Below are 11,397 nucleotides of genomic sequence, written 5' to 3'. Positions count from 1 at the left end.
ACACCGGCGGTATCGACAGCGACGACCAGGTAGACGCGTTTTTGTCCGGCCAAATCACCGACATGCAGTCGCGCCTGAACATCACCAACCTGGTACAGGACAGCAAAATCTCCGACGTGTCCCTGGCCGCCTTCAACCGCCTGTTTGAACTGCTGAACCTGCCGCCGCTGGAGCTGACCCTGCTCAGCACCCAGCTGCAACTGGCGCTGGACACCCGCAATGGCAGAAACACCGATGCCACCGTGCCGTTGCTGCCACGCGATGCCTCGCAACTGGGCTGGCTGGGCCTGTCGCCCAGCACCGTGGCGGCCCTGCAGCCCTTTGTGACGGTGCTGCCGGTGCGTACCGCTGTCAATATCAACACCGCCAGCGCCCAGGTGCTGGTGGCCAGCGTGCCCAACCTGAGCCTGGCCCAAGCCCAAAAGCTGGTGGCCGCGCGGGCCAGTAAATACTTTCGCAGCACCGCCGATGCCAACGCCATCCTGAACCAGCCCACCATCGTCTTTAACGAAACCGAGCACGGCGTAGCCACCCGCTATTTCGAAGTGCTGGGCCGGCTGCGCATGGGTGCGACCACCGTACTGGAACGCTCGCTGGTGCAGCGCGACGGCATCAATGTCAGCACCGTCTGGCGCGAACGCGCGGTAGCCGATCCTGTCGGCCAAGCCACGCCCTGAAGGCGGCACGCCACTCCCTACAATGCCCCACCCATGAGCACCCTGATCGTCCTCCTTTCCCCAGAGCCTAGCGCCGGCCCGACCAGCGTGCTCGACTACGTGCTGACCTCCGACGGCCGCAGTGCGGGCCCCCACGACCGGGCGGCCGCTGCGCTGCTGCCACGCAGCACCGAGCTGGTGGCCGTGGTGCCCGCACAGGCCTTGTCGTGGCACCAGGTCACCCTGCCCAAAGGCAGCCTGAAACAGGGCACGCTGGGCGGTGCCATCGACTCGCCCCGCCTGCGCGCCGTGCTCGAAGGCTTGTTGGAAGACCGCCTGCTGGAAGAACCCGCCGAACTCCACTTTGCACTGCAGCCCGATGCGCCGACCGACGGGCCGGTATGGGTGGCAGCCTGCAACCGCGCCTGGCTGCGCGCCGCGCTGGCCGTGCTGGAAGCCGCCAAACGCCCAGTAGCCCGCATCGTGCCCGAATGCGCCCCCGACGGCCTGCGCCTGCAAGTGCTGGGCACGCCCGAGTACCCCCAATTGCTCAGCACCGGAGCGCACGGTGTCAGCCTGCTGCCGCTGAACGCCGCCACGCTGGCCATGGCCCAAGCGCTGCAGGCAGAACCGCTAGAGCTGGTTGCCGAACCCGCCGTGGCCGCGCTGGCCGAGCAATTGGCGCAGCGCCCGGTGACCCTGCAGCAGGCCGCTGAACGCTGGCTGGCTTCGGCCCGCGGGCGCTGGGATCTGGCGCAGTTTGACCTGAGCAACTCCACCCGCAGCCGCGCCTGGAAAGGCTTGGCCGCGCAGGCTACGGTGTGGTTGCAAGCCCCGCAATGGCGGGCTGCACGCTGGGGTGTCGCGCTGCTGCTGCTGGCCCAGATCGTCGGCCTGAACGCCTGGGCCTGGAAGGAAAGCAACAGCCTGGAAGCCAAACGCATGGCCCTGCGCGCCACCCTGACACAGACCTTCCCCGGCGTGAAAGTGGTGGTCGATGCCCCGGTGCAAATGGCCCGCGAACTGGCGCTGCTGCGGCAGACCGCCGGGGCCACCTCGGCCCGTGACCTGGAGGCCATGCTCAGCGTGCTGGGCAGCGCCCTGCCACCCCAACAAGCCGCCACCGCGCTGGACTTTGCCCCTGGCGAGGCCCGGCTCAAAGGCCTGCCCACGGGCAACAACACGGCCATCACTGACAGCCTGCGCGCCAGCGGATACAGCATGCGCGGCGAAGGCAATTTGTTCATCCTGCAACCGGCCCCTGGAGCCGCCCCATGAAACTGCCTGCCTCGATTCGCCCGCATTGGGACAGCCTGGCGCCGCGTGAGCGCCGCAGCGTGCAGGCCGCGCTGGCCCTGGTCGCCGTGGCTCTGCTGTGGTGGGTGGGCATAGGCCCCGCCCTGCACACCCTGGGTGCCGCCGATGCCCAGCACCGCAGCCTGGACGCCCAATTGCAAACCATGCACAGCCTGCAGGCCGAAGCCCAGGCGCTGCAGGCCCAACCCAAGCTCAGCTTTGACGATGCCCTCAAAGCGGTCGAACTGGCTGTTAAATCGGAACTGGGCGGCAGCGGCCAGATCAACGTCACAGGTGAACGCGTCACCGTCAGCCTGAAAAACACCCCGGCCGACGCGCTGGCGCGCTGGCTGGCCCAGGTGCGCATTAACGCCCGCGCCCTGCCCACCGAGGCCCGACTGGTGCGCAGCCAGGTGGGCAACCTCAGCACCCCCGTCGCCACCTGGGACGGCTCGCTGGTGCTGACCCTGCCTAGCAACCGCTGATGCGCCGCTCCTTCCGCACTGTGGCAAACACCCCCTGGCGTTGGGCCTGGGCGGGCGGCCTGCTCGGCCTGGTCGTGGCCGTGCTGCTGAGCGCCCCGGCGCGCTGGCTGGCCGCAGGCGTGGCCCAGGCCAGCCAAAACCGGGTGCAGCTGGCCGACCCGCGCGGCACGGTCTGGAACGGCTCGGCCCAACTGGTGCTGGCCGGAGGCGAAGGCAGCACGGACAGCACCGCCCTGCCCGAGCGCTTGCACTGGCAGATCCGCCCCGCATGGAACGGGCTGCGCACCGCGCTCCAGGCCGACTGCTGCATGGCCCAGCCCTTGCTTTTACACGTACTACCCCACTGGGGCGGTGCACAGCTGACGTTGACCGACAGCCAGTCGCACTGGCCCGCGCCCCTGCTGGCCGGTCTGGGCGCGCCCTGGAACACCCTGCAGCCCGAGGGCACGCTGACCCTGAGCACCCAGGCCCTGGTCATGGACTGGAACGCCGGTCGCATGGTGCTGGCGGGCCAGGCCCGGCTGGAAGCCATCGACATGGCATCCCGCCTGTCCACCCTGAAACCCATGGGCAGCTACCGGCTGACGCTGACCGGCGGCAACCCCAGCACCGTGCAACTCGAAACGCTGAGTGGCAGCCTGCAGCTCACCGGCAGCGGCCAGTGGGTGGGCGCACGGCTGCGCTTTGAAGGCATGGCCACCGCCGCGCCCGACCGGGTAGATGCCTTGTCAAATCTTCTCAATATCATCGGGCGGCGCAACGGCGCGAACGCCACCATCAAAGTAGGCTAACGGTATGCAACAGTCTCCCTCCCAGCATTTTTCGCGCGCTATTGTTTCAATAGCTGCTTGCGCACTGTGTACCTGCGGCACAGCCCTTTTTTCTATAAATGCCCAAGCCCAGGGTCCGGCGGTGGTGGCCGCGCCCAAGCGTGGCGAGCCGGTCACGCTCAACTTTGCCAATGCCGAGATCGAGTCTGTGGCCCGCACCATGGCCGTGATCACCGGGCGCAACGTGGTGGTGGACCCGCGCGTCAAGGGCACCATGACCCTGAGCACCGACCACGCGGTGTCGCCCGCCGTGGCCTACAGCCAGTTTTTGTCGGCCTTGCGGCTGCAGGGTTTTACCGTGGTGGAATCCGCCGGGCTGGACAAGATCGTGCCCGAGGCCGATGCCAAGCTGCAACCCGGTCCCGTCAGCATTGGCGAGAACAACGCCGCCGTGGGCAGCCAGATCATCACCCAGATCTTCAAGCTGAACTACGAAAACGCCGCCAACCTGGTGCCGGTGCTGCGCCCGCTGATCAGCCCCAACAACACCATCAACCTGAACCCCGGCAACAATTCGCTGGTCATCACCGACTACGCCGACAACCTGCGCCGCATCGGCCGCATCATCGCCACGATGGACGTATCCAACGCCACCGACGTAGAGATCATCCCGCTCAAATACGCCATTGCCGGTGACCTGGTGCCGCTGCTGACCAAGCTGGTCGAATCCGGCAGCAGCAGCGGGGCGGCTCCGGCTGCTGGGCAGACCGACAGCTCGTTCAAAACTACCATGCTGGCCGAGCCGCGCAGCAACGCCGTCATCTTGCGCGCCGCCAACCCGGCCCGGGTCTCGCTGATCCGGTCGCTGATAGCCAAGCTGGACCAGCCGACCATGAGCGGCAGCAACGGGGACGCAGGCAACATCTACGTGGTGTATCTGAAGAACGCCGATGCCACCAAGCTGGCTACCACCCTGCGTGCCGCCATGAGCGGCGAGGCCCGCAGCAGCTCCGGCAGTGCGGGGAGCAGCAGCACGGGCTCCAGTTCCAACAGCGGGCTGAGCCCGACCAGCACCAGCAGCACCGCGTCAAGCAGCAGTTCCACCAGTACGGCCAGCACCGCACCCCTCGGCGGCAGCACCAGCAACCAGCCGTCCACTGGCGGCCAGATCCAGGCCGACCCGTCCACCAATTCGCTGATCATCACCGCGCCCGAACCCCAGTACCGCCAGCTGCGCGCTGTCATCGACAAGCTCGATGGCCGCCGCGCCCAGGTGCTGGTAGAGAGCCTGATTGTGGAAGTGAGCAGCAACAAATCGGCCGAATTTGGCATCCAGTGGCAGGGCGTACTGGGCAAGATCGGGCTGGGCACCAACTTTGGCACCGGCAGCAGCAATCTGGCCGTGCTGGCCACCAGCATCGCCACCGGCACCACCGTACCTACTTTGGCCAATGGCCTGAACCTGGGTGTCGCCACCAAGATCGGTGGCACCTATGTGCTCGGCGCGCTGGCCAACCTGATGCAAGAAACCGGTACCGGCAATGTGCTGTCCACGCCCAACCTGCTCACCCTGGACAATGAAGAGGCCAAGATCGTGATTGGCCAGAACGTGCCCTTCGTCACCGGCTCCTATTCCGCGAGCAGTTCCAGCACCACCGCCACCCCGTTCCAGACCATCGAGCGCAAAGACGTGGGCCTGACGCTGCGGGTACGGCCGCAAATCAACGAAAACGGCACGGTTAAGCTGGCAATTTACCAAGAAGTGTCTAGCGTGGACGCTTCAACCACCAGCAACGCCAATGGCCCGACCACCAACAAGCGCTCCATCGAATCCAATGTGCTGGTGGACGACGGCTCCATCGTAGTGCTGGGCGGCCTGCTGCAAGACACCTATGCGGGCGATGACCAGAAAGTGCCGTTACTGGGCGATATACCCTACGTGGGTAACCTGTTCAGAAGCCAATCCCGCAGCCGCGTCAAAACCAACCTGATGGTTTTTCTGCGCCCCATCGTTGTGCGCGACACCAATACCTCCGATGCACTGGCGGTAGACCGCTACGACATGATGCGCGTGCAGCAACAACAGGTCAGCCCGGCACCGCATCCGATTCTGTCGGCCGTGCCCAGCGCCGCAGAATTACCCGAACTGCCCGCCAGCACCGCCAAAAAAGTCACCGTGCCACGCCCATTGACCGAGCTGCCGTTACCTAACAGTACCCCCTGAGCTTGCGACACCCCTGAACCATGCGCCACCCCCTGCCCTACGCCTTCGCCCGTACCCAGCAGCTCTTGCTGGAAGACAACCTGGGCGACTTCACCCTGTGGCTGCACCCGGCCAGCGCCCAATACTCCGCCAATGCGCTGAGCGAGGTGATGCGCAAGTACCCCGTGCGCCAGATCGAAACCCTGGCGCTGGATGCCCTGCTGCAGCGCATCAGCGCCGCTTACGCCCAGGGCGAATCCAGCGCCGCGTCGGTGGTTAGCGAGGTGGAGAGCGATGCCGACCTGTCGCGCATGATGCAGGAGCTGCCTGCCGTCGAAGATTTGCTGGAGATGAGCGACGACGCGCCCATCATCCGCATGCTCAACGCCCTGCTGACCCAGGCCGCGCGCGACGGTGCCAGCGATATCCACATCGAACCCTACGAACGGCATTCCAGCGTGCGCTTCCGCGTGGACGGCACGCTGCGCGAAGTGGTGCAGCCGAATCGCGCGCTACATGCCGCGCTGATCTCGCGCCTGAAGATCATGGCCGACCTGGACATCTCTGAAAAACGCCTGCCGCAAGATGGCCGCATCTCCTTACGCATCGGCACCCGGGCGGTGGACGTGCGCGTCAGCACCCTGCCCAGCGCCCATGGCGAACGAGCCGTGCTGCGTCTGCTGGACAAGAGCGGGGCCAAGCTGACGCTGGAAGCCGTGGGCATGCAGGGCGAGGTGCTGGACCAGTTGCAGAACCTGATCAACCAGCCGCACGGCATCATTTTGGTCACCGGCCCCACCGGCTCCGGCAAAACCACCACGCTGTACGCTGCCCTGAGCCGCCTGGATGCCAGCACCAGCAACATCATGACGGTGGAAGACCCGATCGAATACGAGCTGCCGGGCGTGGGCCAGACCCAGGTCAACGCCAAGATCGACCTGACCTTCGCCAAAGCCCTGCGCGCCATCCTGCGGCAAGACCCGGACGTGATCATGATCGGCGAAATCCGCGACTTCGAGACCGCCCAGATCGCCATCCAGGCATCCCTCACCGGCCATTTGGTGCTGGCCACCCTGCACACCAACGATGCCGCCAGCGCGGTCAACCGGCTGATCGACATGGGCGTAGAGCCTTTTTTGCTCAGCTCCACCCTGCTCGGCGTGCTGGCCCAGCGCCTGGTGCGCAAGCTGTGCCCTGTCTGCCACGGCCACAACTGTGAAAAATGCAACCAAACCGGCTACCAAGGCCGCACCGGCATCTTCGAGCTGCTGGTCACCAACGATGCCATCCAAGCGCAAATCCACAACCGCGCCTCCGAAGCCGACATCCGCACCGCCGCCCGCACCGCCGGCATGGCCCTGATGCGCGAAGACGGTGAGCGGCTGGTGCAGGCCGGCATCACCTCGCGGGAAGAGCTGCTGCGGGTGACGCGGGATTGAAATCCACTAAAATTCGACGAAATTTCGTCTAAATAGGATTCCACCATGGATACCCTCCTCTCCCGCCACAGCATCGGCATTTCAGACCTGCGCGAAGCCCCGGCGCGGGCGTTTGAGCAGGCCGGGGACGAGGCTGTGGTGGTACTCAACCACAACCGCCCGGCGGGCTACATCGTCTCCAACAAACTGATGGCCCACATCCTGGACCAGTTAGCCGACCGCGCCGTGACCGACAAGGCCCGCCAGCGCAGCACCAGCTTGCACACGGCCCGCAAAATCAGCGTCGATGCCCTTTGAGCTGGCCATCCATCCCGAGGCGGAAGCCGAATGGGCGCGGCTGGACGAGAGCGTCAAGCGCCGTTTCAAGCAAAAACTGGTCAAAGACCGGCTGCAGCAGCCCCGCGTGGCCAAAGACGCGCTGCACGGCCTGCCCGACTTTTACAAAATCAAGATCACCACGCCGCACTTCCGGCTGGCCTACCACGTTAACGACGCTGCCAATCTACTCACCATCGTGGCCATCAGCAGCCGCGACGACGTGTACCAGTTGCTGAGTAGCCGCCAAACCTAAGCGCCCATGCCCGCCTATTCCTTCGAAGCCCTAGACGCCCAAGGCCAAACCCGCAAAGGTGTGATGGAGGCCGACACGGCCAAGGCCGCACGTGGCCTGTTACGCGCCCAGGCGCTGGTGCCCCTGGCGGTGGAGCCGGTGAACGCCAGCGGCGCCCAGAGTGGCATGGGCCTGCGCACCAAGTTGTTTGAAGGCCGCGTCTTCAATTCCACCGGGCTGGCCATCTGGACCCGCCAAGTCGCTGGGCTGGTATCCAGCGGCCTGCCGCTGGAGCGTGCCCTCACCGCGCTGACCGACGAAGCCGAAGACGAGCGCCAGCGCAATCTGCTGGCTTCGCTGCGCGCCGAGGTGAACGCGGGCGCGACCTTTGCCAAAGCCCTCAGCCAGCATCCGCGCGAATTCTCCAGTATCTACGTGGCGGTGATCGGCGCGGGCGAGCAAAGCGGCAGCCTGGGCCTGGTGCTGGAACGCCTGGCCGACGACCTGGAAGAACGCCAGGCACTGCAGTCCAAGCTGATCGGCGCAGCGCTCTACCCGGCCATCGTCACCCTGGTGGCGATTGCCATCGTGCTGTTTCTGGTCGGCTATGTGGTGCCGCAGGTGGCCAATGTGTTTGCCGGCAGCAAGCGCGCCCTGCCCTTCCTCACCGTGGCCATGCTGGCCATCAGCGGCATGGTGCGCAACTACGGCTGGGCCATGCTGCTTGCTATTATTGTGCTAGCTGTCAGCGCACGTGCTGCCTACGCCAATACCTTATTTCGCCAAAAAATAGATGCAGGTTTCTTGAAGCTGCCCCTGCTCGGCCCGCTGGCCCGAGGCTACAACGCGGCCCGGTTTTCCGGCACGCTGGCGATGCTGGCGTCGGCGGGTGTGCCGATTTTGAAAGCCCTGCAGGCGGCGGCCGAAACCTTGAACAACACCGCCATGCGCGCCGACGCGCTGGATGCCCTGGTGCTGGTGCGCGAAGGCGCGCCGCTGGCCTCGGCCCTGGCGCAGAAAAAGCGCTTCCCCGGCCTGCTGGCCATGTTCGCCCGGCTGGGCGAGCAAACCGGCCAGTTGCCGGTGATGCTGCAGCGCGCCGCCGTGCAGCTCAGCACCGAGGTACAGCGCCGCGCCATGGCCCTGGCGACGATTCTGGAGCCGCTGCTGATCGTAGCCATGGGCCTGGTGGTGATGCTGATCGTGCTGGCCGTGCTTTTGCCCATCATCCAACTCAACCAATTCGCCAAGTAGCCATGCCCGTAACCCTTGAAAAAAAATTGGTCGTGGCGATTTCGTCCCGCGCGCTGTTCGATTTTGAAGAGGAAAACCGCATCTTCGACCCGGCCGACCCTAAGCCGTACATGCAACTGCAACTCGACAAGCTGGCCATCCCCGCCAAGCCAGGAATTGCTTTTCCGCTGGTCCAAAAGCTGCTGGCGTTCAACAACTCCGACGAACGGCGGGTTGAAGTGGTCATGCTGTCGCGCAATGACCCGGTCAGTGCCTTGCGGATATTCCATTCCGCACAGGCCGCTGGCTTGCACTTGGAGCGCGGCGTGTTCACCCAGGGACGCGCGCCTTTCAAATACCTGCGTGCACTCGGGGCTCATTTGTTTTTATCGGCCAACGCCGACGATGTACGGGATGCATTGGCACTGGGCTTCCCCGCAGCACGAGTACTCACCAACTCCATGGCCGCAGGCACCAATTTCCCGAACGAAGTGCGTATTGCCTTCGATGGTGATGCAGTACTGTTTTCTGATGAGGCCGAGCGGGTTTACCAAGCGGAAGGCCTGGCCGCGTTCCAGGACAACGAAACCTCCAAGGCTGCCCAACCCCTGTCTGATGGGCCCTTCAAGCCCTTGCTGACGGCCCTCCACCAGTTGCAACGGCAAGCCGACGCTTCGGGAATGCGCATCCGCACCGCCCTGGTCACCGCGCGCAGCGCACCCGCCCATGAGCGCGCCATCCGTACCCTGATGAACTGGAACATTGCCGTGGACGAAGCCATGTTCCTCGGCGGCCTCGAAAAAGGCCCATTCCTGCGCGAATTCGAGCCCGATTTCTTCTTCGACGACCAGACCGGCCACGTCAACTCCGCGGCCCGCCATGTACCTGCCGGGCATGTGAGCAGCGGTGTTTCCAACCCCTCGACCTAGTCCGGCGAACTAAATTGCCGCGTGCGGGTCCATCCGCCAGTTTCTTCACCAAAAAGACCCCATGCGCCTAGCCAACCTGAAAGCCCAGACCGCCCAAGTCTGGAAGCTGTCGATCCCGTATTTCAAGTCCGAAGAAAAATGGAAGGCCCGTGCCCTGCTGGCCTCCATCGTGGCGCTGAACCTGCTGGGGGTTTACCTGCTGGTGCTGCTGAACAACTGGAACCAGGTGTTCTACGACGCATTGCAAAACAAGGACTCGGCGGTGTTTTGGCAGCAGTTGGGCCGCTTCACCTACATCGCCTTTGCCCTGATCGTGCTGGCGGTGTACAAGTTTTACCTGACCCAGCTGCTGGAAATGCGCTGGCGCGCCTGGATGACCACCCACTACCTGGTGCGCTGGCTGTCCAACCAGGCCTTCTACAAAATGGAGCTGGCCCGCTTCGCCAAGGCCAACCCGGATGCCGGGCCCGACAACCCCGACCAGCGTATCCAGGAAGACCTGAACCAGTTCACCGGCCTGACCATCGGCCTGTGCATGGGCGTGCTGAATTCGGTGGTCACCTTGGTCAGCTTTGTCGGGATTTTGTGGAAGCTGTCGGGTGATTTTTCGTTCCATTTCGGCGGCAGCGAATACTTTGTGCCCGGCTTCATGGTCTGGATGGCTTTGCTGTACTGCCTGGCGGGCAGCATCATCACCTTCTATATTGGCCGCCCGCAGATCAAGCTGAACTTCCAGCAGCAGCGCGTCGAGGCCGACTTTCGGCACCACATGGTGCGGGTGCGCGAATACAGCGAGTCGATTGCGCTGGACCACGGCGAAAAAGTCGAGCGCGCCCACCTGGACATGCGCTTTGCCGCGGTGCTGAGCAACTACCTGCGGCTACTGAAGGCGCAAAAAAGCCTGATCTGGTTCAACAGCTTCTTTGGCCAGGCGGCAGTGGTGTTCCCGTTCATCGTGGCCGCTCCGCGGTTTTTTAGCGGTGCTATCCAGCTCGGCACGCTGATGCAGATTGCGTCGGCCTTTGGCCGGGTGCAGGACTCGCTGAGCTGGTTTGTGGACAACTACAGCAGCCTGGCGACCTGGCGCGCCACCACCGACCGGTTGACCTCATTTGAAGAACAAATTCAGGCTCTGGCGCAGGTTCCGTCTGCACAGGCAGCTACGGATTCAGTAGCAAGTGATAGCCTGGAAGCCCGCAACCTGACGCTGCGTCTGCCCGATGGCAGCGTGCTGCTGGACGGCGTGAACCTGCAGGCCCGCCCCGGCGACCACATATTGCTCAGCGGCCCCTCGGGCAGTGGCAAATCCACGCTGTTCCGGGCGTTCGCGGCCATCTGGCCGTTCAGCAGTGGGCAGATCGCGCTGCCTGCCGACGCGATGTTCATCCCCCAGCGCCCCTACTTTCCCGACGGCACGTTGCGCAGCGCGCTGGCCTACCCCAGCGCCGCCAGTGGCTATACCGATACCGCGCTGCGCCAGGCCCTGGTGGATGCTCTGCTGCCCGGCCTGGCCGACCAGTTAGACATGGAGGCCGCCTGGGGCCAAAAACTGTCGGGGGGCGAACAGCAGCGGCTGGCGATTGCCCGTGTTTTGCTGAAAAAGCCGCGCTGGATTTTTGCCGACGAGGCCACCAGCGCGCTGGATGCAACCGCCGAGAATTTAATATATAAACGGCTTCTAGCGCAGGTGGAATCTGCGCAAGGCGCTATTATTTCAATAGCACACCGCCCTGCGGTAGCCGCCTTCCACTCTAAGCGCTGGACACTAGAGCCCCAAGCCGCCGAAGCCGGGGCACGTTACCAAATCGCACAAACCGCCCTGTAAAAAAAGCCGCT

Annotated in this window: 11 protein-coding genes; all 11 read left to right on the top strand. The window is 64.5% G+C overall.

All coding sequences use genetic code 11. The features are described from left to right. Positions 1-677, top strand: a 677-nt coding sequence (gene gspK, locus ABI213_RS14625) for a type II secretion system minor pseudopilin GspK (RefSeq protein WP_348027649.1), incomplete at its 5' end; no start/stop codon positions are given. Positions 678-710: 33 nt separating this feature from the next. Then, positions 711-1,934 carry a type II secretion system protein GspL gene (gene gspL, locus ABI213_RS14620; RefSeq protein ID WP_348005929.1) on the top strand — a complete coding sequence of 408 codons (1,224 nt, stop codon included), beginning with the start codon at positions 711-713 and terminating at the stop codon, positions 1,932-1,934. Beyond that, positions 1,931-2,437, top strand: coding sequence for a type II secretion system protein GspM (gspM, locus tag ABI213_RS14615; RefSeq protein WP_348005930.1), 507 nt, complete (start codon positions 1,931-1,933; stop codon positions 2,435-2,437). Before gspL ends, gspM begins: the two co-directional genes overlap by 4 nt. Before the next feature lie 20 nt (positions 2,438-2,457). Next, positions 2,458-3,228, top strand: coding sequence for a type II secretion system protein N (gene gspN, locus ABI213_RS14610; RefSeq protein WP_348005931.1), 771 nt, complete (start codon positions 2,458-2,460; stop codon positions 3,226-3,228). Positions 3,229-3,232: 4 nt separating this feature from the next. Continuing rightward, entirely contained in the window at positions 3,233-5,431 is a 2,199-nt protein-coding gene (gene gspD, locus ABI213_RS14605; RefSeq protein WP_348005932.1) for a type II secretion system secretin GspD, read from the top strand. A 20-nt stretch (positions 5,432-5,451) separates the two neighbouring features. Then, the gene (locus ABI213_RS14600) at positions 5,452-6,849 is read left to right on the top strand and encodes an ATPase, T2SS/T4P/T4SS family (RefSeq protein WP_348005933.1); all 1,398 of its coding nucleotides are present in this window, start codon (positions 5,452-5,454) and stop codon (positions 6,847-6,849) included. Positions 6,850-6,894: 45 nt separating this feature from the next. Beyond that, positions 6,895-7,146 (top strand): hypothetical protein, encoded by a 252-nt coding sequence (locus tag ABI213_RS14595; protein ID WP_348005934.1) that lies wholly within the window; start codon positions 6,895-6,897, stop codon positions 7,144-7,146. Continuing rightward, the gene (locus tag ABI213_RS14590) at positions 7,136-7,420 is read left to right on the top strand and encodes a type II toxin-antitoxin system RelE/ParE family toxin (protein ID WP_348005935.1); all 285 of its coding nucleotides are present in this window, start codon (positions 7,136-7,138) and stop codon (positions 7,418-7,420) included. The genes ABI213_RS14595 and ABI213_RS14590 overlap by 11 nt, the downstream gene beginning before the upstream one ends. A gap of 6 nt (positions 7,421-7,426) precedes the next feature. Beyond that, positions 7,427-8,653, top strand: coding sequence for a type II secretion system inner membrane protein GspF (gspF, locus tag ABI213_RS14585; protein WP_348005936.1), 1,227 nt, complete (start codon positions 7,427-7,429; stop codon positions 8,651-8,653). Positions 8,654-8,655: 2 nt separating this feature from the next. Beyond that, on the top strand, positions 8,656-9,561 hold the full coding sequence (locus ABI213_RS14580; RefSeq protein WP_348005937.1) for a 5'-nucleotidase: 906 nt from the start codon (positions 8,656-8,658) through the stop codon (positions 9,559-9,561). Between the two features lie 61 nt (positions 9,562-9,622). Beyond that, a complete protein-coding gene (locus ABI213_RS14575; RefSeq protein WP_348005938.1) occupies positions 9,623-11,386 on the top strand; it encodes an ABC transporter ATP-binding protein/permease in 1,764 nt (587 codons plus the stop codon). Positions 11,387-11,397 lie beyond the last annotated feature (11 nt).

This window comes from Rhodoferax sp. (assembly GCF_039922535.1).
GTDB lineage: Bacteria > Pseudomonadota > Gammaproteobacteria > Burkholderiales > Burkholderiaceae_C > Rhodoferax_B.
The sequence above is the reverse complement of the archived record's forward strand: the minus strand, read 5'-3'. Positions and strand labels throughout refer to the sequence as shown.

What these genes read in the sequence shown, in the direction of transcription:
- gspL (WP_348005929.1), top strand. Translation starts at nt 711, where the DNA reads ATGAGCACCCTGATCGTCCTCCTTTCCCCAGAGCCTAGCGCCGGCCCG.
- gspM (WP_348005930.1), top strand. Translation starts at nt 1,931, where the DNA reads ATGAAACTGCCTGCCTCGATTCGCCCGCATTGGGACAGCCTGGCGCCG.
- gspD (WP_348005932.1), top strand. Translation starts at nt 3,233, where the DNA reads ATGCAACAGTCTCCCTCCCAGCATTTTTCGCGCGCTATTGTTTCAATA.
- ABI213_RS14600 (WP_348005933.1), top strand. Translation starts at nt 5,452, where the DNA reads ATGCGCCACCCCCTGCCCTACGCCTTCGCCCGTACCCAGCAGCTCTTG.
- ABI213_RS14595 (WP_348005934.1), top strand. Translation starts at nt 6,895, where the DNA reads ATGGATACCCTCCTCTCCCGCCACAGCATCGGCATTTCAGACCTGCGC.
- ABI213_RS14590 (WP_348005935.1), top strand. Translation starts at nt 7,136, where the DNA reads ATGCCCTTTGAGCTGGCCATCCATCCCGAGGCGGAAGCCGAATGGGCG.
- gspF (WP_348005936.1), top strand. Translation starts at nt 7,427, where the DNA reads ATGCCCGCCTATTCCTTCGAAGCCCTAGACGCCCAAGGCCAAACCCGC.
- ABI213_RS14580 (WP_348005937.1), top strand. Translation starts at nt 8,656, where the DNA reads ATGCCCGTAACCCTTGAAAAAAAATTGGTCGTGGCGATTTCGTCCCGC.
- ABI213_RS14575 (WP_348005938.1), top strand. Translation starts at nt 9,623, where the DNA reads ATGCGCCTAGCCAACCTGAAAGCCCAGACCGCCCAAGTCTGGAAGCTG.